A 26,516-nucleotide genomic window follows, 5' to 3' on the forward strand; every position below is an offset into this window, starting at 1 on the left:
CCCCACCGACGGCAGGAGGACTCGCCCACCCGTCATGTCTCCCCACCCCGCAGTTCCATACCCATAGGCAGCCCTTCGCGAGACGCAGGGCTTGGCTCAAAACAGACAAAGGATCATTGCAATGGCTTTTATGTCCAAGGACTTCACGCGCCTGCTCAATACCCTGATCGACCAACAGATCAAGACGGCAGGGCGGCAAACCGAATGGTTCAACATGAGCGCCGACGAGCGTGCCGCGTACATCGGCCAGGTCGGCGAGCGCCTGCTGGAAATGCAGCAGAGCACCCTGAGCGTGCTGGCCGCCCAGCACTACCAGATGCAGGACAACCCGGTCTCGGTGGGCGACCAGTTGCAGGTGCTGCAACAACGCCGCAAAGAAATGAAGGCCATCGCCGACACGCCGGCCACCATTGCCTACAAGCAGCAATTGGACCGTGACATCCTGTTGTACAGCCGTCAGGACACGGCGATCAGCCACTATGACAGCACCTGGAGCAAGGCCCTGCGGCTGCTCAGTCCCGGTGGCGCCAAGGCCGAGGTCCTGCAAGCCGATGCGCCGGCCAAGCAGAAAGAGCTCAAGGGCCGGATCAACCGCCTGGAGAAGCACCTGAGCCTGCAGGTGGCCGACTCCACCTTCAGCCAGACCTACGTGACCCTGTTCTCCGAGCTGCAGGCCTACAAGGAGGTGAGTACCCGCTACAACGCCTGGCTCAAGGCCGCCCCGCAGCAGCAGGCCGCGAGCCTGGACGCACTGGCCAAGGCGCCCCGGGCCTCCGACGAGCTGCCGGTGAACCTTTCACTGCTGATGATGGAGGAGCGCCCGGGCTACATCCGCATGAACGTGGCGCTGGTCAATGCCAGCACCGATGGCCGCTTCAAGGACTTCTACCTGGAGCACGGCCGGCTGGTGGTGCCCACCGACGGCGTGCTGAATTTCTCCTTTGGCACCGCCGCCCGTTCCCTGGCCTGGCAGCAACAGTACCGGCTCAAGAGCGAGCCACCGTCCATGCGCTCGCCGACCTATGCACCGATTCGCTCGGTGCTGGTCAAGACCGGGTTCGTCGAGCAGTACTTCGCCAACCACCTGGTGTCGGAAAGCTCCCTGCGCGAAGGCTTCAAGGCCCAGGTGTTGAGCAACGGCCGCAAGCTGCTGTTGACCGGTGTCGATCGCAAAGTGCCCAACCAGGTCGGCATCCAGGTCTCGGGCCAGTCGCCCGGCACCAGCGTGGCCCGTGAAGTGCCCCTGGCTGGCGCCTTGAGCGAACTGATCAACCAGAACGCGGACATCACCAGCTTCCAGACCCTGGGCGTCGAAGACTATCGGCAGAACAGCTACCACCCGGACCGCGACGGCCTGTTCGTCAATATTCATGAGCTGGAGCGCTCGGTCGGCTTTGCCGAGCATCAGTACCTGCTGGAAATGCCCCAGGGTGACGCTTACCGTTCGGCGACGCCTTTTGCCCTGATGACCGTCGAGGGCGACAAGGTCAGCAGCAGCCACCTGAGCAAGGCCCAGACCGAGACCCTGTATCAATACAACGCGGCGTTTTTCGAGCGCCTGGAACAACTGCGCGGTGAGGGCTTCAAGGCCAGCCGGCTGTTTGAAGGCAGCAGCGAGCGCGCCACCTTCGTGCAACAGCTGACGCGCCTGCTCGAACGCAACCACATCACCCCGGCCGGGGTGCTGCTGACGCAACACAGCCGCCCGAGCCTGCGGGATATCAAGGGCAACAACCTGAACAAGGTGCTGTGGGAACAGGCCTTCGCCGCGTCGGTCTGGCAAAGCCACGACAACGATGATCTGCTGTTCGGCCTGGGGCAGAACCTGGTGAAGAACCAGGCGCTGAGCAAAGTCCTGCAAGGCGGTTATCTGCAGAGCGACATTGCCCAGGCCAAATTGCTGCTGGCACCGCTGTATGAACAGTGGCGTGCCCAGGCGATCGAGATGGAAACACAGCGAGTGGCCAGCGCCAACGCCGGGCAGCATCCAGGCAACCCGAAGGTGCATGTTTTCGATCAGGTGGCGGTGGAGCGCGGCCTGGACAGCAAACTGCTGAACCTGTTGTTGAGCGGCCCCCAGGGCCTGGCGCCGGCCGACGTCGCGTTGCGGCCGACGGTCGAGGCGCTGTTGTCCGGCGACCAGGGCCGCAGCCTGCGCAAGCAGGCGTTGTTCCATGCCCTGCGCCCCGTGGCCGACAGTTTTTCCAAGGCCGCGGTGCCGGTCAATGCCCATGCCGCGCTGACGCCAAAAACCGGCGCCGACAAGGTCATGATCAACAACCGGCTGAACCAGCCCGACCCCTACCTGATCCTCAATACCCACCCGGAGCAGGCCCGGACCGATGCCGCGCTGCTGATCCAGGACGACAAGTACCGCAGCTACAGCCAGTTCCGCCCCGATCCGAACAATGAAGCCACACGCTACATGAGCGACCTGGACACCCCGTTCGTGGGGGGCATTTCCGGGACCACCCAGACCGTCAGCAATGCCTTGCCGGAGTTGTTCGGTAGCGCGCCGAGCATCAAGCAGTACTGGCAGTTCCAGATGGCCAACGCGGCCTTCATGATCCGCAACGGCTACCACTCGTTCTTCGAAACCCTGTATGTCGCCGCCCGTTATGAACCCCAGGGGCCGGACAGCATCGGCAAGGACCTGCTGCAGACCTTCGACCGCTACCGTGCCGAAGGGCGCCGGGAGGCTTTGCATGGGGAGCTGTACGACGCCGTGATGGCCCGGGTCCTGCCCATCGTCAATCAAGGCCTGGCGCCGAGCGAGGAGTTCCATCCACCGCGCTTCACCGACCTGGGGCCGCTGCCCGCGCTGTTGGGGCAGGCCGCCAAGGACCGGCAACTCAAGACGGGCCTGGCGTCGCTCGGAGCCGGCTTCGAACCGCGCCAGGGCAGTGCCGACATTCACCAGTTTGCCGCCGACCCGGTGCAGTTCGCCCAGACCCACACCCTCAGTGCCGAGGCCCTGGTCAAGGCGGGGCGCTTGCCGGCCCAGGGCAACGTGCAGTTGGTGGAAGTCGCGCCCAGGCTGTATGAGCTCGAATACACCGAGCACAGCGCCAACTCCGTGAGCGGGAGCCCGGACAGCGTGCCGGCGTATTTCCTCGGCTACAACGGGCCGAACCAGGCGAACGCCGCGCCGGCCTATGTGGACATTCCCAAGCAGGCGCGCGCGGGCAGCTTCCTTTTTACCGGCACCTTGTCGGGCTGCTCGCTGGTGGTGACCAGCCTGGACGCCACTACCTATCGGGTCTATCACGACGGTCGGGTCAACAGTTCGCTGCTGTACGACAACGTGGTGATGGCGGTCGACTACAAGGACTACCAGGTGGCCGGCACCGCCGAGGGCCTGGCTGCGGCGTACATGCAGGTCGTCGACGGCCAGTGGCAGTTGGTGTTCCAGCGCCAGGAGTACCAGCGCGAAGGGCAGATGGTCTGGCCGAAGTTGCGCGAGGGTGCAGAGCCTCTTTCCATCCAGACCGCCGACAGCCAGGTGCAGGAACGCAACCGGACCCAGTTCGCCGAGTACCGCGAACAGGTGCACCAGAACCTGAAGAAGGTGGCGACCCAGTTCGGCGTGTCCACTGAAGGGGTGGCCGATGGCGTCTACAGCGGCGGCGACTTTTCTCCCGAGCACCCGGCCATTGCCGCCTGGAATCGGCTGCGCGATGCGGTCCAGGCCAAGGTCAGCGCCGACATCGAACAGCTCGGCAACCAGCGTTATCAACTCCAGGAGCATCGGCGCGGGGCCAGCGACAAGAGCCTGATCGACCAGCAGATCAAGCAGCTCAACCTCACCCAGGATTTCTACCGGGCGCAGTACGAACCGGTGTTGCGTGAGGCCGCTTCGGTGGAAAAGACCTGGCTCTGGCAGCAGATCCAGGCCAAGCAGGGCACTGCTGCGGTGGTGCGCACCGACGACACGGCGATCCAGGGTGGGGGCGATGAGCGCAGCACCAGCGTGGGCGAGCGCTACGCCATTGCCGAGGCCTATCAGCGCGGGGCCCGGGGCACGGCATTCAGTGACGGTGTGCGGGATTTTCGCGAGATCAAGATCCCCGGGCTGGACGACAAGAAGTCGGCCCTGGAGATGAAGCGCCTGTTTCTCGACGGCCAGCTCACGCCTGGGCAGCGTGGCGCCCTGAGTGCCCGCATCAGTGAGACCAGCCAGGCCGAATACATCGACAAGGTGCTGCGCCAGACCGCGACTCTCAGTGAAGACTTCCGGGGCGCCGGCAGTGTCTTCGGCCAGTTGGCGCCCCAGGACTTCTACCTGTCGCTGGTGGGGGACCGCTCCGGAGGCCGCTGCTACCCGCTGGTCAGGGCCATGGCCGTCGCCCTGGCCAGGGGCGGTGAGGCGGGGGTCAACAGCCTGGTGCAGAAGCTGTTCCTGGCCTCGGCCGATCCCCAGGCGGGCAGCTCGACCTTGCTCAAGAACAGCCTGATCCGGCTGCATTCCAATGTCGACGCGGTCCAGGCCTCCAAGGCGCTGGGGCAGTTCCAGTTGTCCGACGTGGTGGCACGGTTGGCCAACGGCAGCAGCGACTCGATGTTTGCCCTCAACACCCAGAACCACTCGATGATGGTGGGCAGTACCCAGGGCCCCGAAGGCCGTCGCTACTACTTCTATGACCCGAACGTGGGGATCTTCGCTTTCGACTCCAGCAAGGGCCTGGCCAAGGCCATGGAGCAGCACCTGGTGCGCCGAAAACTGGCGGCGCACTACGGCTCGTTCGGCAGCCAGTCGCAGCCGGCCTTCAACCTGGTCGAGATCGACACCCACAAGATGGCCGAGGTGCCGGTGGGCAGCGGGCTGAACGTTGCCGATCTGTCCCGTCCCGAGGAGTTGGCCGGTGTCATCGGCCAACGCCGCCAGGTGGAGCAGGCGGTGGGTGCCCAGCAGCGCGTCAGCCAGGACCTGCGCCTGGGCGCGGCGCTGACTACTTTCGACGCCGAGCAATGGGGCGCGCGCTTCGACGCCGCCAGCACCCGGCTGGCCCGGGAGCACCAACTGAGCAGCCAGTGGATACCGATCATCGCCAACACCGAGCCACAGCCGGAGGGCGGCTATCGGGTGCAGTTCATCAACCGCGAGCAGCCCGATCAGACCCGCTGGCTGAGCACCGACGATGGCACCTTTGTCGAATTCCGTCGTTTCGTCGATGAGCACATGAGCGTGCTCAACGAGCACTTCACCCTGGAGCATGGGCAGATCCGGCCCCGCGGCGGGGTCGGCGAAGTGGCGCATGTGGACGGCCTGAACGCCGGCTTTGCGGTCCAGACGCTGATCCAGTGGTTTGCCGACAAGAACCGCAAGGATGCGGCCCAGGGCGTGGTTTCACCGGACCTGGCCACCGCCCTGAAGATCCATAGCTACCTGGGCCTGGCGCAGATCGGCCATGGCACGGTGCAAGATGTGGCCAACATCACCCAACTGGTGCAAACCGCGTTGCGCGGCGAAGCCCTGGCCGCCGAGTCCTCGCTCAAGGACTTTGCCTCGACCCTGGGGCACACGGTCAACGAGGGCGCAGGCGTGCTGTTTGGCGGGGCCATGGTCGGCCTGGATGCCTATGAGCTGGCCCATGCCGAGAACGATGTGCAGAAAGCCGTATTCGGCACCCAGCTGGCGTTCGATTCGGCGAGTTTTGTCAGTGGCGCGGCGGGTATCGGTGCCGGGCTGATCGGCGCTTCGACAACGGCGGCGGTGCTGGGCGGCGCGGGGGTGATCCTCGGTGGCCTGGCGGTAGGCTTCACGGCACTGGCCCAGGCCTTTGGAGCGGTGGCCGAAGATGCCAAGGCGGTGGGACGTTACTTCGACACCCTGGACAAGGCCTACCAAGGCAACGGCTACCGTTATGACGAGAAACAGCAGGTGCTGGTGCCCCTGGCCGGGGCGGTGGTCAAGCGCCTCGACCTGCGCTCGAACGAGGTAGGTTTCGACAGCCAGTACATTTACCGCACTCACCACGGCTCCACCGGTTCCGGGGCGATCAACTACTTCTTCTGGGTCGGGGACTTTCCGCGGATGATCCACGACCGCGCCCAGGCGATCGAGGTGCGCAGCGGCATTGGCCACGGCGCCAAGCCGCCCAGACTCGACCACGGCGACAGCAGGACGGTGATCCTGCCGGGCACGCCCAAGTCCTACATCAGCTACGAGTACATGATCCTGCCGGGGGCCACCACCCGGCATGACACGGGTTTCGATGTGATTCGCAAGCTCGAGCAGGACCGGCGCTTCGACTACGACTTCTACATCTTCCCGAGCGAGGAGACGATCCGGCGGATTCACCAGGAGTACGTCGAGACGCCGGTAGAAGTGCTGCTCGATGGGCACAACCGGCAATTGGTGGTGCCGCAACTGCCCAAGGAGCTGTACGGCTACCTGCGCTACGACATCCAGGGCGCAGGCGGCGAATACCTGATCGGCCTCAACGAAGGCACCGAGGTCAGGCTCAGTAACCAGGCCGGTCGTCAGCCGTCACGCTGGATCATCGACAGCAGCCAGCTTGAGAGCGACAGCATCACCGTGGCGAAGGACCACTTGCTGGTGGGCGGGGTCAAGGTCAGGCTCGATCCGGCCCAGAGCGGGCAGGTGCTGCTGGTCAACGCCAAGGGCGAAGTACGGGCAGCCGATTTTGCCGGCCAGACCACCTACGTGGTGAAGGAAGACGCCAGCCAATGGCAGGTGTCCGGGCTGCGCATCGAACAGCACCTCAAGGAGCTGGCCCAGGCCCATCAGTTGCACGGCCAATACGTGGTGGTGGAGAACTACAAGCACGGTGAGCGCAATGTCGGTCGGGCGTACTACGACGTTGCCAAGGACCGCATGCTATTCACCGACACCGATGTGCAACAGGCGCGCAACGCCCAGTTGGGGGCGGTCATCGGCGAGCATGCCTACTTCGTCGATGCCGAGAACGCCGCCGCGTGGCGGGTCGATATTGCCAGCGGCAAGGTCGATGCGCAGTTCGCCCCTGCGTTCAACCAGAGCGCCGGCCAGATCAGCCGGTTCTGGCAAGAGGGCGATGCGGTGTATCTGGCCCGTCGTTATCAGCTCAAGGAGCGGGAAGCCGAACTGAGCTTCCGTATCCTCGGTGACCGCATGGAGCTGGTGGGGGTGGTCGGCGATGAGTCGTTGCTGCAACTGTCGGCAAGCAACAGCCAGCATGGCAAGGACGCCAAGACCCTGCTCAATACCCTGCTCAAGGGCTACGAGACTCAGGCCACCCAGCGCGACACCCCGGTGTACAGCCTGGGCGCGCCCGTGCTGGAGCCGACTGCGGCAGAGCTGATCACGGTGTTTGGCCTGGACAACGCCAAAGTCGCGCACCGCTACTGGGTGCGCAGCAGCGACGGCATCGTGATCAAGCCGAACCTGGCTCCACCGGCCGGGCAGGCGCCGCGCGCCGATGCCCCGGGGCAGGCGCAAAGCGCCTGGCAGATTCCGGCCGACCTGGTGTTGGCGGGCAGCCAGGCGCAGCCCGGTGGCCAGGAAGTGTTTTATTTCTACAGCAAGGCGCAGCAGGTGCTGTTCCGCCAGGAAGGGCCGGGGCAGAAGGTGCTCGACGCCGGCCAGCCAAGCGCCTTGCGGCTGAGCACGCCGCCCCTGGCCAATGTGCTCAATCTCAATGGCCATCTGCTGGCCGTGACCAACGACGGGCGCATGGCCCGGATCGAGGCGACGGGACGGCTGAGCTATGAGGCGGTCAACGAGCATTGGCTCAAGGCCCACAGTAACTGGTGGAAGAACCTCGCCGAGGTCGCCGGCAGCAATGCCACCCTGGCGGTATTCGGGGTCAAGGCCGCCGACGGCAAGAGTGCGTTGCCGGTGTGGTACCACAACGGTCAGGTGGTCGTGGCATCGTCCGCGCTGCAAGGCAAGCCGCTGCAGTTTCTCGGCTTCGACAGTGCCAGCGTCAGTGCCCGGCTGTTCGAGCCCGAGAGCGGCAAGCTCTATCTGCAGCCGCCGCTGACAGCGCAAGCACTGGCCACCGCGTTTGGCAAAGACGAGGTGCTTGAGGCCTCGGCGCAATTGCCGGCCGCCATTGACTGGATGCCCAAGCAGCCGCTGCGTTCGGCAGTCCAGGTCGATGCCGGGTTGCGCCTGACCACGGTGCAAGGCGAAGTGCTGCTGCGCAGCAACAACGGCGATGTGCAACTGGTGGCCGTGGACAAAGGCTGGCAGCAGGCACATCTGGGCAATCTGCCCCAGGCCCTGGCAACCGTGGCTGGCCAGTGGCGCGCCAAAGGCGTGTTGAGCTTGCAGGACGGCGACACCCGCGGCTGGTTCGATATTGCCAGTGGGCAGATGTTCGCCAGCAACGGCATCCCGGGTGGCAGCGACTTGCGCTTTATCGGCGTCGCTGCCGGGACGCCGAACTCGGCCTATGTCTACAGCCCGACGGCGCAGGCGCTGTATCAGGTCAAGGACGGCAAGGCGCTGCAGCTGGGCCATTACGCAAATGTCGAGCGCATCGGCTCCTCGCTGCTGCTTCAGGGAGCCAGCGGCAATGCTCCTCAGGATGACCTGGCGCCGCCGTTGATTGCCGGGGTCGACAGCGTGGTGCTGCACGGCGGCGCCGGGGATGACACCTATCGTTTCAGCCCGGCGATGTGGGCGCATTACCGTTCGGTGGTCATCGACAACGATGATCCGGGCCTGGCCCTGGATCGGGTGATCCTGCCAGTGGCCGATGGCAAGAATATCCTCGTCAGCCGTCGGGGCGAGGATGTGCAACTGACCGACACGGGCAATGGCACCGCCCTGGTGCTGCGCCAGGTGCTGGGCAGCCAGGCGGCCGCCCATGGGCATTTGCTGATCGAGCTCAAAGGCGACTCGTCGATGCTCAGCGTCGAGCAACTGCTCAAGGGCTTTGGTCCGAGCGGATCGGCCGGGGACAGCGTGTTCGAACTGGCCTGGAGCCAGCGCGAGACGCTGCCGGCGGCGAACGCTCTGAGCTCGGCGGCGGATGTGCCGGACTCGGCGGCGGATGGTCGGGGCCCCAGCCTGGCAAAACTCAGCGGGGCCATGGCGGCCTTCGCTGACACCGGCGGTGCTCGCGAACAACTGCCGAAAAACCATCAGGCCGCGCAGGCGGTGCTGGTGCCTTCACTGACCTGACCTCGCAGGAGAAACACAGGAGGGGCGCAAAGCCTCTCCTGTCTGCGGCGCCCTCTTTTCCCGGTGTTAGATCCAACCATGAGCAAACCCATGAATTCGCGGCAGCGAGCCCTTGCCGGCTGGCTGCTTGCCGTCCCGCTGCTGGCGGCGCCTCTGGCGCAGGCGGCCTCACAGCACCTGCAACACCTGTCACAACCCCGACCCGAGGCACTGCCCAGCGACCTGTGGCGGGTGTACCTGGATGCCCGGCAGAACAACAGCGAGCTAGCGGCGGCGCAGGCCGATCAGGCGGCCCGCGCCGAGGCGGTGCCCCAGGCCCGGGCCGGCCTGCTGCCCACGCTGTCCGCCAGTGCCGATCTCAATGCCACCAGCACCTCCCTGCAGCAGCCGCGGCAGGACACCCGGCGCAGTGGCACCAGTTATCAGGCGGTGCTGAACCAGCCGATATTCCGCGCCGATCGCTGGTTCACCCTCAAGGCCGCGCAAGCTGAAGACCAGCAGGCCCAGCTGGAGCTGGCCGCCGCCGAGCAGAAACTCATGTTCGACAGCGCCCAGGCCTACTTCGGCCTGCTCAAGGCCCAGGACGCCCTGGCGGCGGCCAAGGCCGAAGAAGCGGCGCTCAAGCGCCAGCAGCAACTGGCCGAACGGGGCTTGCAGCTGGGCCTGTCGGACCGCACCGATGTGCTGCAGGCCCAGGCCGGGCATGACACGGCGCGGGCCAACCGCATCGTGGCGCAGAAGCAGACCGACGATGCCTTCGAAGCCCTGGACACCCTGACGCATCAGCAGTACCAGGCGATCCAGGGGCTGCGCCACGACATGCCGGTGCTGTTGCCCGAACCCAACGACGCCCGGCGCTGGGTGGACACGGCGGTGCGCCAGAACCTGACCCTGCAGGCCAGCCAGTTTGCCCTGGAGGCGACGCAGCAGACCCTGAGCGCGCGCAAGGCCGGGCACGCGCCGACCCTGGACGCGGTGCTGCGCTACCAGACCGGGGACAACGACGCCCTGGGCTACGGCAACAGCGATATCCGTGGCAATGGCTACGGTGGCAATGTCGAGCAGCGCACGGTCGGTCTGCAGTTGAACATTCCGCTGTTCAGTGGCGGCCAGACCCGCTCCCAGGTGCGCGAAGCCCACCAGCGGATGAACCAGCGCGAGTACCTCAACGACGGCTTGCGGCGTCAAGTAGTGGAGCAGACCCGCAACCTGCATCGCGGTCTCAACAGTGGTGTCGATCAGGTGCAGGCGCGGCGCCAGTCGATCATCTCCAACCAGGGCGCCGTGCTGGCCTCGCAGATGGGCTTTCAGGTCGGAACCCGCAATATCGTCGATGTGCTGGAGGCGCAGCGTCAGCTCTATAACGCCGTGCGCCAGTACAACAACAGCCGCTATGACTACATTCTCGACACCCTGCGGCTCAAGCAGGCGGTGGGGACATTGTCGCCCCAGGACCTCAAGGCGCTTTGTGATTACCTCAAGGCCGACTACGATCCGGACCGCGATTTTCTGCCGCCGGAGTTTCCACGCCGGCTGGCAAAACGCTGACAGGGCCAGGCAATGCCTCGGACAAGTGTTGGCGGGCACCGATTTTTTTCAGGTAAAGGGGGACAGGGTTGTACGGGTTATTGGACTTCTTCGACAGTCACAGGCGCTGCTGTTATGCCCTGGGCGTGATGATCGCGGGCGGCGCCGCAGGGGCGCTGGGCAACTACTACCGTGTGCAGGTCGAAGACGTCTACCGGGCCAGCATCCAGATGCAGACCCGGGAGCAGGCCCAGGACCTGGAACAATGGAAATCCAACGGTTTTGCCATTGGCGCACTGTCGATCCTCGGGCGTCACAACCCCTCGCTCAAGCGCATTGTCCTGGAGCCCGAACCCTCTGCGGACCTGATGGAGCGGGCCACCATTCCCCTCAAGACCCTGTCCCTGGTGGTGGAAGCCAACCATGCGTTTGTTCTCAACCGGGAAGGGGTGGTGGTAGCGGCCCATGACCAGCACGGGCAGACGCCCCTGGGGCTGAACGTGGCCTTCCGCCCCTACTTCAAGGTGGCTCTCGATGGCGGCAGCAGTGTCTACGGCGCCATCAGCGCCACCACCGGCACTCGCATGTTCTACATGGCGGTACCGATCTTCGAGTCGCGTACGCGCCAGGACAAGGTGATCGGGGTGCTGGTGGCGCGTTTTGATGCCGATAGGCTCGATGCCAGCCTGAGCAAGCCGTACAGCGACGATCTGAAGATGATCCTGTCCCCCAGCGGCGTGGTGCTGGCCGCCAGTTCCCCGGCCTTTATCCTCAAGTCCGACCGCGCCTGGCCCTGGAACCGGTTCACGGGGGAGATCCGCCGCCAGTTCAGCGACTATCGGTTTGCCAACGGGGTGCCCGAACGCTTGCCCTTCGATGCCCATCAGTCGGTGGTCCAGCTGGACGGCCGGCGCTATAGCCTGTCCCGGGTGGATTTCGACTGGAATGACCCGAGCGGTCCCTGGACCCTGATCACCCTGGGCGACCTGGATACGCTGTTGCCGGGGGAACAGGTGCTGCTGATCGAGGGGCTGAGTGCCCTGGTGTTCTTGCTGTTGCTGTGGGGCGGCCTGCGGCGTCTGGCCGATGCCCGGCGGCACAAGCGCGACGTGGCGCAGATTGAGCAGAGCGAACAGCGCCTGGACATGGCCCTGCAAAGCGGGGCCCTGGGCCTGTGGGACTGGAACCTCAGCCTGGGGACGGTCATCAACAACGATGTCTGGCTGCAGATTCTTGGCTACAGCAAACAGCAGATGGAACAGGCTTTCGGCCATGGCCTGGAGCGCTGGACCGCTCTGGTGCATCCGGACGACTACGAGCCGGTCATGGCCCGGCTCAAGGCGCACCTGAACGATGAAGTCGGCGAATACCGCGCTGAGTACCGCATGCGCAACAAAGAGGGGCAATGGCTGTGGGTGCTGGACATCGGCAAGATCATGCAGCGCGACGCCAATGGAGCACCGACGCGGGTTACCGGAGTGCTGCAGGACATCAGCGAGCGCAAGGCGGTGGAAGCGCAAATCCAACAGTCACGACAGGATGCCGAGCGGGCGACCCAGGCCAAGTCGGAGTTTCTCGACTGCATGTCCCATGAAATCCGCACACCGCTGAACGCGATCATCGGCATGGCCCACCTGGCACTGGACCTGCCGCTGGAGCCGGTGCAGCGCGACTACATCGAAAAGATCGACCGTGCGGCCAAACACCTAGTGGGCACCATCAACGGCGTGCTCGACCTGTCGAAGATCGAAGCCGGCAAGCTGAGCATGGAGCAAGTGGGCTTCGACCTGCGGGAACTGGTGGACGATGTGTTGCTGCTGGTCCGCCAGCGCGCGGAAGAAAAGGCGCTGCGGCTGCAACTGGATATTCCGGCTTCACTGCCGCGCCGTTATGTGGGTGATCCGCTGCGTCTGGCCCAGGTGCTGACCAACCTGGTGGACAACGCGATCAAGTTCACCGAGGCCGGCCATATCTGTATCGGTGTGTGCCTGGTGCGCCAGTGGGATCATCAGGCGCTGCTGTGCTTCAGCGTCACCGACACCGGGGTGGGCATCAGCGACGAGCAGCAGGCCCGCTTGTTCAATGTCTTTGTCCAGGCCGACCGGTCCATCAGCCGGCGTTATGGCGGTAGCGGCCTGGGGCTGACCATCTCGAAGAAAATCGTGCAACTGATGCAAGGTGATATCTGGGTGAAAAGCCAGCCAGGGCAGGGCGCAACATTCAAGTTCAGCGTGCAGTTGAGTCTGCCGCCGTTACCGCTTGAGGAAAACTGCACCACGCCAGCCACTGGTGCCGCAGCGGGGCAGGGCGCGATCAATGACCCGGTACGCTGGCTGGCGGGGACGCGGGTGCTGGTGGTCGAGGACAACCGGCTCAACCAGGAAGTGTTGCAGGGCCTGCTGCAGCGCGTGGGGGTCCAGGTGGTGCTGGCGGCGAACGGTGCGCAGGCCCTGCGTCTGTTGCTTGAGGAGGGGCGCTTTGACGCTGTGCTGATGGATTGTCAGATGCCGGTCATGGACGGCTTCGCCACGACCCGCAAGATTCGCGGGTATCCGCACCTGCGGTGGCTGCCGATCATCGCCGTGACCGCCAGTAGCCAGGCCGATGTGCAGGGCAGGGCGGTGGCTGCCGGCATGAGCGATCTGCTGAGCAAGCCCCTGGAGGTCGCGGCGTTCTATCGGACCCTGGTGCGCTGGATCAAAGCGACGGACATGCCGGTAGCGCAAGCTCCGGCGCCTCCGGGTACAAGCGTCTTGAACTCGACTTATGCAGGCATCGACACCGCGCGCGGGCTGGCGGTGGTGAACCAGGACCTGGCCCTGCACCGCAAACTCCTGGCCGACTTTCGTGACAGCCAGCAGCAGGTCATCGAACGCTTGTGGCAAGCCCATGCCGCAGGGGACCTGGCCGCCCTCGGCTCTCTGGCCCACAGCCTGCAGGGCAACGCTGGGAACATCGGTGCCACGGCGGTCAAAGAGGCCGCTGGACAACTGGAGGAACAGGCGGGCGGGCCGGCAGCGCTGGGGCCGCTGATCGAGCAACTGGCGCGGTGCCTGGAACCGGTGCTGGCCGGCCTGGCGTCCCTGCCAGGGGCAGCCGACGGGGATCTGGCACCGCAGCAGCTGGGGCTGGACCCTGAGCAGGTGTTGGCACTGGAGCGCTTGGCCAAGCTGCTGCTCAGCCATAATGCCCAGGCCCTGGCGCTGATCGATGAACTGTACGAGCAATACCCCTGTGGCCCTCTGCGGGCCATTCAAGAGCGGATCTACCGGCTGGAGTTCCAGCAGGCCCATGACCTGCTTGTCGACTTCCAGGGCTAGCGGGTGTCCTGGGTCAGGGCCTGATAGCGGGCCATGCGGTCGGTGCAGTGCTCGACCAGGCATTGATGCAAGGCGCGCAACGACGAAGTGATCTGCGAGCGGTGCGAGACCACCAGATTCAGCGGCGCCGCGTCGGACTGCCAACCGGGCAGCAGCGCCAGCAAGCGACCGGCGAGCAGGTCCTCCACGACATTGAGCAGCGGCAGGTTGACCACGCCGTGGCCAGCCACGGCCCAGCGCCGTGCGGCATCGCCATCATCACAGCAAAAATGCCCTTGCACCGGCACGTCCTCGACCTTGCCGGCCCCATGGAAACGCCAGCGGCTCTCCGGGCGGCCAATGCTGTGGCAGATGATGCATTCGTGCTCGCTCAGCTGTTCCGGCGACTCGGGCTGGCCATGCTCGGCCAGGTAATCGGGCGCGGCGCAGGCGATGAAGTAATGCTGCTTGAGCACCGGTAGCTCGACCAGATCCAGTGCCAGGTTCTTGCCATAGCGCAACGCCGCATCGAAGCGGCCCTTGAGCAGGTCCTCTTCCTTGTCGCTCAGCGCCAGCTTGATGTACATGCGCGGCCGTTCCTGCTTGAGCCGGGCGAGCATGTCCAGCAGCAGGTTGCGGCCCAGGTCGGAAGACACCGTGAGTTCCAGCATGCCGTCATCGTGGCGCAACGAGCGCTTGCCGTTGGCCAGGATCTTCAAGGCGTGCTGGGCACTTTCCAGGTAGCGTGCGCCTTCGGGGGTGAGCTTCATGGTGCGGGTGGAGCGGGTGAACAGCCGCACGCCGAGGCGGTTTTCCAGGCGCTTGAGCCCCAGGCTGGCGGCAGCCGGGGTGATCGACATGACGCGAGCGGCGGGGGACAGGCCCTGCAGCTCGGCGATCAGAATGAACAGCTCCAGATCTGCGAAGTTAGGCATTGGCCAGGCTCACCATCCATTCACCGGCCGAAAAAGCTCTGTGACGAACTCAGCAAGGCCGCCGACAGCGGCTCCGGGTCGCCGGCGATGCACTGCTCGAACCCGGGCTGGCGGTACATCTGGCCCATGGCTTGCGCATGCCGACTGTGGAGGTCCTCGGTGCTGGCCTGGAGCAGGCTCAGGTGGTAGTTCAGTGCCAGGGCGAACAGACGGACCGACAGGGACAACTGCTCGCAGGTGTGCAGCTCGCCAGGGCCCTTGAGCAAGGCATCGGCGTGGGTGATTTTCCAGGCAAGGTTGAGGATCGGGTCTTCCGGCTCGGCGTGGGCGAGAATCTCTTCAATCAGCAGCCTGCTGTGACCCAGGGCCTGATCGATACGGCTGCCCGGCTGATTGAGGCCCATCAGCGCCAGGCAGGCAGCGCTGCGCAAGGCCGCGGGGTCGCGCCGGCTCGGGCTGCTGCGCAGCAGAATCGACAGGGTATCGAGCAGGGCCTGGAGGCGAATCTGCGGATTGCCGGCCAGTTGCAGGGTCAATGCACTGACAAAACCGTCGCGCATGTCGCTGCCGGCGCAAGGTCCGGCCACCGCTTGCAGGTCATGCAGGGGTTTGTTGCGGTAGCCCAGTTGCGTTGCCACCCGGGCCAGTACCACAGGGGGCGAAATCGGCTTGGCGATGTAATCGGCGGCGCCCAGCAGCAGCCCCAGGCGTTCGTCTTCGACGCTGCTGCGCGAGGTCAGGAAAATCACCGGAATGGCTGCAGTCGCCGGATGACTCTTGAGCTCGCTGAGCACCTGGAAGCCATCCATCTCCGGCATCAGGATGTCGAGAATGATCAGATCGGGGCTGGCACTGCGAGCCAGGGCCAGGCCACGTTCGCTGTTCTTTGCCAGCAGCACTTCATATTCGGCGGTCAGGGTTTTCGACAGCACGATCAACGATTGCGGATCATCGTCGATGGCCAGGAGCGTATAGGGCTTGGGAACATGCTCTGCGGGCATGACGAGGGGGCCTGAACAAAATAGGCCGGCAGTCTAGCGTATTTGGTTTATGGGCACCTAGCGTCCAGCTGCCGCAGTCGAAGAGAATGAATCGCCTGCTCATCCTCCGGACAACAACCGCTTTTGCCGCCAGGCCGGTGCGCTGGTGGGAAAAAGCACTTCGGTCGGCCGGAAGCGGGCGATGCCGTAGGCAGCGGCAATACGCTGGCGTTGCTGGCCCCGGACAAGCGCTTGCTGAAAACTGCTTTCGCGCTGCGCCAGCCCCAGCACATAGCCCACGCCCGCCTGGAAATCACCTCCATGGGCCTGCCACCAGGCTGCGATCAACTGCGGGTCGGGCCAGGGTAGATTCTCATCGGGGTCCATGGCGACATTGGCATCCTCAGGGTCGTCGTTCGGGCCTGCATCGAAATCCGGCAGGTCCTGCAATTCCAGATCGAGTAACGCCAGGTCTGCCCCAGTAATCTGGCTGAAGGCCTCGCCGGCGACGCGGGCATGCGGCAGGTCGCTCATCTGCTGGATCAGCCAGGGCACGCTGACCGGATCGCCCAGCAGCCCAACGGCCTGGATGCCGACGCGCTGTTGCTCAGGGTTCTGTATCAACTGACGTATCCAGGCGATGCTGTGCTCACGCCTTTGCCAGGCCAGCAGTACACAGAGCGCGCGGTACTGGAACTGGCCCGGTTGCTCGGCGAACTGCCGCAGTGGCTCCAGCGCTTCCTCGTCGCCCATCTGCGCGGTGGCCCAATTGGCCCAAAAGCGCGTGGCGGTGTCCTGGTGTTGCCGATGGGTGCGAATTGTCGGCATCAGGTCACGACGGCGCAGCTCGCCGGCAGTGCGGGCGGCACGTGCCAGGACGCTTGGGTCGGCGTGGGAAAGGCCGGTAAGCAGGGCTGGGCCGGGGTCGTGGCGGTGCATGCCACAGGCGGCCAGGCCGAGGCGCAGAAACAGGGGGTCGGGGGAGGCGAGCAGGCGATCGATCCACGGCGATACCCACTTCCAGTCGAGCCAACCCAAGGCCATCAGGTAGCCGCTCTCCGTTTCTACGGCACTTCGCAAATGCTCGCTGAGCCGTGACAACACCTGTGCGTTACCCGCCTCGAAGGCCAGCACCACACTGGCGAACAGCTCGCCAATGGCGTGTGGCCCAAGTTGAGCCAACAGGGTTTCCAGGCCGCAGGTGCCGGCGACGCGAAGGCCGTCAAGGTGGGCGTCGATGCGCTCGTCGAGTTGGCTGAGATGGTCGAAGTCGTAGTGCGGTGCGCCCAGGGCATAGTCCCGCAGGACGGCGAGGAAGCTGGCTTCTTCGACATGTTGATCCAGAATCAGCGGAATCAACTTCGAGTACATTTCAAAGTCTTGAGAAATAGTGAGTTAAGCAAGTTTCCTCCAGCTCTGCCCGTCATGTACCAAGATATCCTTTTGGCCAACAGACCAAAGCGCCCCGTTCTTAGCGGAAAGACAGTAGCAAGTATTGGGCTTTGGCATATTCCAGTTGACTGGCCGCAAAGAACTTTCATCGAGAACGTATACTTCGAACAAGGTGGCTAAATAGATTTTTCCTTGGTGTTCAGCAATGCTCCAGAAATCATCGGTGAACTCTTCGAGATCGATAATTTCCCATGTGTCTGCTCTGCCACGCAACAAAGTGCCTTGGCGGCCACATACATAACAATAACCATCAGAGGCGCATATCAATGCAGTTATTTTAAAGTTGGTTGGACTGTCGACTTGCCGCCAGTTGCCTTGCTCCCGCAGCCATATTTCTCCCTTCCAGCCGGCGGCATAGATTTCATCATTGGAGAAACCGCCCAGTGCTTCGAAGCCAAAAACACTGTCTTTACTCGTAGGCTTTGGGGCATGTACAGGCTGCCAGGCAGAAGATCCATGGCGTACATACACTTCTCGGGACACTCCGCACAAGTAGGTATATTCGCCTATCGAGCTTATCCCTCTGAGCATTAGCGGTGGCGGATCCATTTGCGACAAGCTGAGGGTCGAGCCGAGATAACCTTCCCCAATTTCACCCTCTTCGGATATTGCCAGCATCTGTTGTGACCGGTCGGTGGTCATGGCAACGGTATCCCAAGTCGCCTCGCCAACTTCTCGCCATTTTCCAGAGTTGTACTCCAGGAAAATAGTGTGCGAAACGTCCTGGGCTTCTAGTCCTATTTCCCGAAAAGCGAAAAAAGATTTCTGTGCGTCTACGGCGGCAACATAAGCGTAGTAATAATCTTCCAGCCATTCGTCAGCCATATGAATATCCGTTTATTGGGTGGTGGCTCAAGGGGAGGGCCTTCTCGCGGTACGGTTCAATACCGCTGGCTTACTTCTTCCGCTTGGTGAATGTTTTACTTTAGGGGGCTGCGTATTTGGCGGTAGCATTTTTTTATGCCCGTCGGCCAACTGTGCCGTGAGGCAGCGTTCGCTACAGTTTGACTCGGGAAACGCGCCACGAGTACTTTGCGCCGCCATGGAGGCCTCTTTACCGAATTCGCGCATATCGCCTTTCTTGACCCCAGCGATAACCCCCAGGGCTTTATGCTCGCTGTGTCGGACACCATGACTCCCATGAGTGTTCCCCCAGCCCTCAACGCACATACAAGGCGCCGTATCTTTCGAATACTCTTCCCAGCCGGGCTGGCGCTTGTTGTTACTGAACGCTCCTACAGAAAATGAGCTTTTCGGTATGACATGGTCAGGTGTTTGTGCTGGACAACATCCGGCTATACCTGCTTCGTCCTTAGGGCGGTACGGCACTAACTGACAGCGGCGAGCCGACAAGCATTTGTTTGCTTTGGCTCTTGTCGCTGTTTTGCTGGCCCAAGCGCTTTCATTGACCATTGCACCGCTCAGCTCGGCCTCTTTACAAACATTCTTTTCACCGTACGGTTTGTATTCCTGGCAGGATTTTCTTTCTCTTTTTTTCTCCCTTTTGCATTTTCCCTGGGTGCTCGGCGACATCTTGGAAAGGTGAGGCCAGGGAGGGGTATTACCTGGCTGTGAAGCATGGTTATGCGTCGTCATATCAAGGTGTCGTACTACGTTTTGACCTTCGAACTTCACATTCATCGACCAGGAAGTGAAGTACACCTTCCCCTTGATCTTGCTAGTGATGACCCCCTTCTTGGGCGCATTCCCAGCCTCATCCCCATAACTTGTCTTGAAGTAACTCTTGTCCTTGAGCATCACCTCTTTGCGGGTGATCTTGACCGTTCGTGTGCCCCGGGTGGTGTCCTTGGACATACCCGTATTGGGGTAGGGAATGGGTACCCCCATCGGTGTCGGCGGAGCCACGGGCGGGGTGAAGCAGACATCCGGAAAGCAGGCGACGGACTTGCCATCGGCTGCCTTGCAGGAAATCTCCATATTGTTGGCATACACCTCGTTGGCCATCAGGCAGCCCTCACGGTCTGGTAGCTGAGCAGGGCGGCGGCGCGTTGGCCGGCGTCGTTGCCGAGGTGGCAGAGGATATTCGGGCCGTCACCGTAGCCCTTGCGGCTGGCGGCCAGGGCCACGGCCAGCATCGTCGGGCCAATGGCGGCGCCGACTTCGCCAATGCAGTCGGCCGGGTGCCAGAGGTGGAAGAGCTCCTTGCGCACCCGCAGGGTACGGCTCAGGGCCAGGGAGGCTTCCTTGAAGTAGTACTGCTCGCCGGAGATGTCGGTGAGCCGATAATCCATTTGCTCCAACCCACAGCCAACCTCGCTCAGGGCTGCGCGTACGGCTTGAGTCAGACCTTCAGCACGCAGGGGAGTACCTTCGGCCTCCACGGTGGCCTTCTCCACGCCGAACCCCAGGCCGAGGCAGGCCAATTGCGGTTCTTCGCTGGCAACGGGGGCGGCCAGCACCACGGCGGCGGCACCTTCGCCGGGGATAAATCCGTTGGAGTTCTGGCTAGTGAGCAGGCGTTCGCGTGCTTCGAAAGCGGCCAGCGTCGGTCCATTCAAGAAGGAGTCGACGCCGGCAATCAGCACGTGGCGATGGCCGCCTTGGTAGATCAGCGTACGCGCATCAAGCAGGGCCACGGCAGCGCTGACCCGTCCATAGGCGATGACGTTGGAACTGGGATGAAAGCGCAGGCCCAATTCGGCTTCGATGGCGTGCAGCAGCCCCTTATCGAGGCCGTCGAGGCGGCCGGGGCGCTCGACTTCCGCCACCCCCAGCAGCAGCGGGGTCTTTTCCGGGTCGACGTTAGGGGTGCTTTGCAGCGCCTCGGCGATGGCGCAGGCGGCCATCTTGATCAGTTTGCTGCGCCCACGCCAGGGCTGCTCCAGAGGCACGCTGGCAGCGATCAGCCATTCGCCGCCGCAGTCGATGAAGCGGGTTTCCTGGAAGTTATCGATAGCGCAGCGAATCGCCGCGCAGCTCGCGGGTGCGCTGAGGCCAACGGCGCTGACCATGCCGGAACCGATGATGCAAAGTGCAGTCATCAGTCTGTCTCCTCGGGGGCGTGCCTGGCTTTTACCAGGGAGGAGAGCGACGGGTAGTAATCCTTGCCCAGTTCGCGGGCGCGCCACCAGCCTGTGGACATAGTGCCGACCAGCACCTGAGCGATCTCGAACATGTTGTGTCGTAGTGCACGAGAGACACGCCAGGTCAGTTGCACCTGGAGCGCGTCTGTGTCGATCAGCAGGGTATCGATCACCGCCTGCACAGTCTCGTGACCGCCTTTTTTCAGAAAGAAGGTCACCGGCACGTCCATTTCGGGGATGCGAAAGCCCGCGCGCTCCTGGCGTGTGAGGTTGAGCAGCAACACATCCTCGCCGCCACGCAGGTAAGGAATCTGCTGATCGTCAGGGGCCGCCTGAAAGTAGCGACGGTCGAAATCTTCCGGCAGAAACGGAAAGCGGTCGGCCAGCCAGGCATCGTCGTAAGTGCCAGCGAAGCGAGCACGTTGCGGCCAGCTGCGGCCGATGGGGCCAAGGGCCATAGGACGGAAGTCGCCAGAGGGACTGTCGATCGCCTTGCCCAATTCCTCGGTGCTCGGCATCGGCATGCCGACGATGGCAGCACTACCCATGCGGCTTGGAAACCAGCCACAACCGGTCGGATTGTCCAGGTAGCTGTAACGCAATTCGGAGTCTTCCGCCATCGGATGGCTGCCGCCAAAGGCCTGGGCATAAGAGATGTCCTGCTCGATGAAGGGCTGCGGCAAGCCGGGAGAAACGCCCAGTAGCCCCAATTGCCATTGTCGGGGGCCGAGGACGGAAAAGGCCTTGCTCATCTGACCGACGCGAATGCCCGCAGCCATCTGGCTCACGGGTCGCCCGCCTGGGGCATAGGCCTTGCCGCGCACCAGCACGTCGCAGAACGGCTTGACCGGTGCGAAGTCCATTTCCTGCAGGGGGGCGCTGAGACCGGGTTCGCCGAGGAAGGTATCGGCCATCAGCAGCGGTTGCTGGGTCTCGGCCAGGGTCGCCGCACGGCCGTCCAGCGGCAGATTAAACGTGCCTTTGACCACCACCACCATGGATTCGCGGCCATCGGGCTCCATGCCCTGGGTATAGGCAGCAAGCAGTTTGCTGGCGTTGAGCAATTCCATAGGCGACTACCTGTCTAGTTGATCTGCACCGAACCACCCTTGATGCGGTTGACCCCGCTGGAGCGACTGGACAGGTAGGCGCCCTGGATGATCACTTTGCCCGCGCGGGTCAGGGTGATGCTGGCCTTGCCGCAACGCAGCACGATCTCGCGTTCGGCGCGCAGTTCCAGGCGCTGGTCGTCCAGTTGCACGCTGGCAACCGGTTCGGGTGCCATGGCCTGGCTCAGCAGGCGGCCGATCACTAGCGGGCGGGAAGGGTCGCCATCTTCGAACATCAGCGCCACTTGGCTGCCGATGTCTTCAGGGGAGAGCAGGGTGGTGCTGCGGGCGGCGATGCTCTGTTGCTCGGGGCAGCCGGGGTAGGTCACCCAGGGCGCACTGGCCTGTGGCAGGTCGAGCAGTACACCGACGACTACGCCATCGATACGGGCCTGCGTGGGCAGTGAGTATTGAACCGTCATACGCGTTACTCCTAGTTTTGCAGGATCTTGCGTCCCTTGATCACCACGTTCTTGTTGGCCTTGATGTTGATCACGCCAGAGCCGTCTATGGTGATGTCCTTGCCGCTGATGCTGATGGTGCCGTCCTTCTTCATGACGATGCTGGCTTTGCCGGTCATGATGGTCACCGAGTCACCGGCATCGATGACAAGGTTCTTGCCCACCGTCAGCTCATCGTCCTTGCCGATATCGGTCGTGCGTCCTGCGCCGACCTGGCGCGATTCGTTGTCTTTTACCGTCGTTGAAAGATTGGCTCCGACGTCCACCGAGCGGTTGGTGCCCACATTGGTCGACTGGTAGAGGCCCACGTTGACGTTTTGGTAGGCCCCGACATTCACCGTTTGAAAGGCGCCGATGACAACTTCCTGCGCGGCGCCGATGGCGATCGTCTCGTTGATACCTACCGCATGGGTGCGTTGCAGGGCCACGGTCGCGGTTTCGCTGGCGCCCACGCTGATGGTGCGGTTGAGGCCTATGCTGATCGTCTCGTTACTGCCGACGCTTTCGGTACGGTTGACGCCAATGCTGATGTCCTCGTTGTTGCCCACGCTTTCGGTGCGGTTGACGCCGATGGTGATGGTCTCGTTGTGATCGACGGTTTCGGTGCGGTCGTGTTTGACATGCACAGTCTCGTCGTTATCGATGGTCTTGCTGCGGTCGTGGCCGACCCAGTGGGTCTCGTCGTTCTCGACCTCGATGTCCTGGTTCTTCTCGGCATGGATAAACAGTTGCTCCGCACCTTTCTTGTCCTCCATGCGGATTTCATTGAAGTTGGCCGGTGAGCCGTCCTTGCTCGAACGGCTTTTCACCCCGCTCTGAGTGGCATTGGCCGGTAGCGTGTAGGGCACGGTCTGTTCGGCGTTGTAGACGCGGCCAGTGATGATCGGCCGATCCGGGTTGCCTTCGATGAAACTGACGATCACTTCCTGACCGATCCGCGGGATCTGCACCGCCCCCCAGTTCTTGCCAGCCCAGGCCTGGGACACGCGCATCCAGCAGGAGCTATTGGCATTGGACTGGTCGTGGCGGTCCCAGTAGAAATGCACTTTGACCCGGCCATACTGGTCGGTCCAGATCTCCTCGCCATCGGGGCCGACCACCACGGCGGTCTGCGGCCCGCGAACAATGGGCATGGGGGTCAGGGGGAGAGGGCGGAAGGCCTGGCTGGCATCCATGCAGTCCAGCTCGCTGGTGAACTGCTCGGACAGGTCCAGCTGCGCATTTTCATAGAGTTCCTGGCGGATCTGATAGCGTGCGAACACCACCAGGTATTCGCGGTTCTGGTCCTCGCGCTCGTAGCCGGTCAGCTTGAACAAATGGCCGCAGCCCAGCCCGCGGGCGCGGCCGCGCAGCTGCACGCGTTCGAACTGGCTGTGAATGGCTTCGATGCGGGTACGCGCGTAGTGCTCGCCATCGTTGCTCTGTACGTATTCACCGGGGTAGTCGTAGAGCGGGTGGTCGCCGTTGCTGTGACTGCGCGACACACTGGAGCGCACCTCCAGTCTGGCGCGGGGGCGCTTGAAGTCGTAGTCGTTTAGCTCCAGAGAACCGGGTTGGACTTCCCGCTCCAGTTGCCAATCGTAGAAATGGTCGCGCTCGCGCATTTGCCGATCGGGCGGGTAGAAGGGCACCGAGTCATAGTCGGCCACCGTGGAGTGGGCGCCATAGGCGTCGGCAAACACCAGTACATGACGCGCCTGCTCATGGCGAAAGTAGTAATAGATGCCTTCGTGCTCCATCAACCGGCTGACGAAGTCAAAGCTGGTTTCGCGGTACTGCACGCAATATTCCCACTCGCGGTAGTTGCCGCTCAGGCTGTCTTCGAAATCGGAGAAACCGAGGTCGCGGAACACCTGCTTGATGATCTCCGGCACCGTTTTGTTCTGGAAAATCCGGCAGTCCGAAGTGCGCGTGAGCAGCCATAACCAGGGCCGTAGGCTGACGCGGTAGCCGGCGAACTGACCGTGGCCGTTCACTTGCCGGCAGCTGCAGACAATGCCGTGGAAATAGCGTTTGCTGCCGTCGTGCAGCTCCAGGGTCAGGCCCATCGGCTTGCCCAGCAACTGGTCGAATGTGATCGCTCGGTTTTCGGAGGTGAGGTCCAATTCGTAGTGGAACAACCGCCCCAGCTCTTCGTTGCCTTCCATGCTCTGCAGCAACAGGACATCGCCGCCGAGGGGACTGTCGACCTGCACCAAACGGTTGTTTTGCGTTATTGCCATAAACGACTTCCTCTGGCTCGTGTTCGGGCGTCAGTCGTCCGTCTCGCGGGGTCAGGGGAAATCGTGTCCATCCATCGCGGTACATCCACCACAGAGATGATCTCCATATCGGCCTCATAGGCACTCAGTCAAAGCGAACGTACGAGTCAATCCGGCTCCTGCGGATTAACCTTCTGTCCAGAGCCACTTGGGCATCACCTCTAACAATTTCGGTTAAAGTCTTAGCGCGGTTTAATCCTAGTCAAGAAACTCTCCGACCAATGGAGCGAACACCGAGCCGTTTCAAGGTAGGTGACCGACGGTCATTTGCTGCCCGGCTACGAGCGCGACGACATGCACCGGGAAGTGGCGCGTCATCAAGGCAACTCGCCGTTATAGCTGGCTTGGCGGCCCATGAATGGGAGGGGTTGTTCATCCATAGCGGCCCAAGCTCACCACCACCTGCGCCTCAGCGGGTTGCCCATGGCCAAGCACCTGGGTGAATCGAAGCAAAAGCTGCTCCAGCTCATGGCGCTAAGTTGCCCGATTCGCTTGAATAACGCCCCGCGTCGCCTTGCCAAACAAGCGCGCAGCCAAAGAATAAAACGGAATATTTCGAAAGGACCCGGCATGTCGTTATCCCGCTGTCTATCTGGCCTGTCCAACTTGCTGCACTACCGCCGCGAATGGTTGCGCGCCGACCTGCGGGCCGGCTTGTCCGTGGCGGCTATCCAGATCCCGATCGCCATCGCCTATGCGCAGATTGTCGGCCTGCCACCGCAGTACGGGCTTTACGCCTGTGTGTTGCCGATGATCGTCTATGCCTTGATCGGCAGCTCGCGGCAACTGATGGTCGGCCCCGATGCCGCCACTTGCGCCATGCTCGGCGGGGCCGTGGCGCCTTTGGCCATGGGCGACCTGCAGCGTACCGTCGAATTGTCGATGATCGTCACCGTGCTGGTGGGCCTGATGCTGATTGCCGCCGGGATCGCCCGGGCGGGTTTTATCGCCAGCTTCTTCTCGCGGCCGATCCTCATCGGCTACCTCAACGGCATCGGTCTGAGCCTGATCGCCGGGCAAATGGGCAAGGTGGTGGGCTTCAAGATCGAAGGCGACGGCTTCATCCTGGGGCTGGCGGACTTTCTCCAGCGCCTGGGGGAGATCCATGGCCTGACCCTGGCCGTCGGCCTGGCCAGCCTGGGCCTTTTGATCTGGCTGCCGCGACGCTATCCGCGCGTACCTGCGGCGCTGCTGACGGTGGCGCTGTTCACCTTGCTGGCCGGGCTATTGGGCTTCGACCGCCTCGGAGTGGCGATCCTCGGTCATGTGCCGGCCGGGATGCCGGAGTTGTCCTGGCCCAAGACCACCCTGGAGGAAAGCAAGAGCCTGCTGCGCGACGCGCTGGGCATCGCTACCGTGAGTTTCTGCAGCGCCATGCTCACTGCCCGCAGCTTCGCCGCGCGCCATGGCTACGCGATCAACGCCAACCATGAATTCATCGCCCTGGGCCTGAGCAACCTGGCCGCCGGAGCCTCCCAGGGCTTTGCCATCAGCGGTGCGGATTCGCGTACCGCGGTCAATGACATGGCCGGAGGCAAGAGCCAACTGGTGGGCATCATCGCCGCCCTGGCGATTGCGCTGATTCTGCTGTTTTTCACCGCGCCCATGGCGTGGATTCCGCAGCCGGCCCTGGGCGCGGTGCTGTTGATGGCGGGCTGGGGCTTGCTCGACGTCAAGTCCCTGAAGCAAATCTACCGACTCAGCCGCTTCGAGTTCTGGCTGTGCCTGCTGACCACCGTCAGTGTGCTGGGGCTGGGCGTGCTGCCGGGCATCATGTTCGCCGTGACCCTGGCCATCCTGCGCCTGCTGTACAGCATCTACCAACCCACCGACGCGGTGCTGGGCTGGATGCCCGGCATCGAAGGCCAGGTGGACATCCGCCAGTACCCGCAAGCCCGCACTGTGCCCGGCCTGGTGGTGTATCGCTTCGACGACGCGATCCTGTTCTTCAACGCCGACTACTTCAAAATGCGCCTGCTGGACACTGTGCAGCGCGAGAGCCAACCCGAGGTGGTGCTGTTCGATGCCGAGGCGGTGACCGATATCGATGTCAGCGGCATCGCGGTGCTGCGGGAAATCCGCGAGACCCTGGCCGCCCAGGGCATCTACTTCGCTATCGCCCGTGCCCGCGGTACTTTCCTGGCGATGCTGGAACGTTCGGGGATGACCCGGGAAATGGACAGCCAGTTGCTGTTCGGTTCGGTGCGTTCGGGGATCAGGACCTACCGCATATGGCGCAACAGCATGCGCGGCAAGCAATGAAGCAGAGGAGGGTGACCGGCAGGGAGCAGCCCTGCCGGCGCTTGATCGAAGCT

At 63.2% G+C, this 26,516-nt stretch carries 13 protein-coding genes; 4 read left to right on the top strand and 9 right to left on the bottom strand.

Annotated elements, in window-relative coordinates; all coding sequences use genetic code 11:
• Positions 1-121 precede the first annotated feature (121 nt).
• The 3 genes from A9971_RS27000 to A9971_RS27010 all read left to right on the top strand — a co-directional run bounded on the left by A9971_RS27000 (position 122) and on the right by A9971_RS27010 (position 13,980).
• Entirely contained in the window at positions 122-9,133 is a 9,012-nt protein-coding gene (locus tag A9971_RS27000) for a TcdA/TcdB pore-forming domain-containing protein (protein ID WP_183000188.1), read from the top strand.
• Between the two features lie 78 nt (positions 9,134-9,211).
• Positions 9,212-10,681 (top strand): TolC family outer membrane protein, encoded by a 1,470-nt coding sequence (locus A9971_RS27005; RefSeq protein WP_183000189.1) that lies wholly within the window; start codon positions 9,212-9,214, stop codon positions 10,679-10,681.
• Between the two features lie 128 nt (positions 10,682-10,809).
• Positions 10,810-13,980: an ATP-binding protein gene (locus A9971_RS27010; protein WP_183000392.1), complete on the top strand. Its 3,171-nt coding sequence runs from the start codon at positions 10,810-10,812 to the stop codon at positions 13,978-13,980.
• Here A9971_RS27010 and A9971_RS27015 read toward each other — a convergent pair.
• The 9 genes from A9971_RS27015 to A9971_RS27055 form a co-directional block, all read right to left on the bottom strand.
• Complete coding sequence (locus A9971_RS27015; RefSeq protein WP_077934126.1) at positions 13,977-14,894, bottom strand: LysR family transcriptional regulator; 918 nt, start codon at positions 14,892-14,894, stop codon at positions 13,977-13,979. The genes A9971_RS27010 and A9971_RS27015 overlap by 4 nt on opposite strands.
• Positions 14,895-14,914: 20 nt before the next feature.
• Positions 14,915-15,895, bottom strand: coding sequence for a two-component system response regulator (locus A9971_RS27020; protein ID WP_183000190.1), 981 nt, complete (start codon positions 15,893-15,895; stop codon positions 14,915-14,917).
• Between the two features lie 99 nt (positions 15,896-15,994).
• Positions 15,995-17,245 carry a TIGR02270 family protein gene (locus A9971_RS27025; RefSeq protein WP_183000191.1) on the bottom strand — a complete coding sequence of 417 codons (1,251 nt, stop codon included), beginning with the start codon at positions 17,243-17,245 and terminating at the stop codon, positions 15,995-15,997.
• A gap of 24 nt (positions 17,246-17,269) precedes the next feature.
• Entirely contained in the window at positions 17,270-18,151 is an 882-nt protein-coding gene (locus A9971_RS27030; protein ID WP_183000192.1) for a hypothetical protein, read from the bottom strand.
• A gap of 27 nt (positions 18,152-18,178) precedes the next feature.
• Complete coding sequence (locus tag A9971_RS27035; protein WP_015635604.1) at positions 18,179-19,291, bottom strand: PAAR-like domain-containing protein; 1,113 nt, start codon at positions 19,289-19,291, stop codon at positions 18,179-18,181.
• Complete coding sequence (locus tag A9971_RS27040; protein WP_155494414.1) at positions 19,291-20,331, bottom strand: hypothetical protein; 1,041 nt, start codon at positions 20,329-20,331, stop codon at positions 19,291-19,293. Before A9971_RS27040 ends, A9971_RS27035 begins: the two co-directional genes overlap by 1 nt.
• Entirely contained in the window at positions 20,328-21,440 is a 1,113-nt protein-coding gene (locus tag A9971_RS27045) for a DUF2169 domain-containing protein (RefSeq protein WP_183000193.1), read from the bottom strand. The genes A9971_RS27040 and A9971_RS27045 overlap by 4 nt, the downstream gene beginning before the upstream one ends.
• 14 nt (positions 21,441-21,454) lie before the next feature.
• A complete protein-coding gene (locus tag A9971_RS27050) occupies positions 21,455-21,901 on the bottom strand; it encodes a DUF6484 domain-containing protein (protein WP_019095552.1) in 447 nt (148 codons plus the stop codon).
• 11 nt (positions 21,902-21,912) lie between these two features.
• Positions 21,913-24,162, bottom strand: coding sequence for a type VI secretion system Vgr family protein (locus A9971_RS27055; protein ID WP_011061292.1), 2,250 nt, complete (start codon positions 24,160-24,162; stop codon positions 21,913-21,915).
• 609 nt (positions 24,163-24,771) lie between these two features.
• Here A9971_RS27055 and A9971_RS27060 point away from each other — a divergent pair.
• Complete coding sequence (locus tag A9971_RS27060; RefSeq protein ID WP_011061293.1) at positions 24,772-26,463, top strand: SulP family inorganic anion transporter; 1,692 nt, start codon at positions 24,772-24,774, stop codon at positions 26,461-26,463.
• Positions 26,464-26,516 lie beyond the last annotated feature (53 nt).

It is taken from the genome of Pseudomonas sp. UME65, assembly GCF_014170225.1.
GTDB lineage: Bacteria > Pseudomonadota > Gammaproteobacteria > Pseudomonadales > Pseudomonadaceae > Aquipseudomonas > Aquipseudomonas protegens.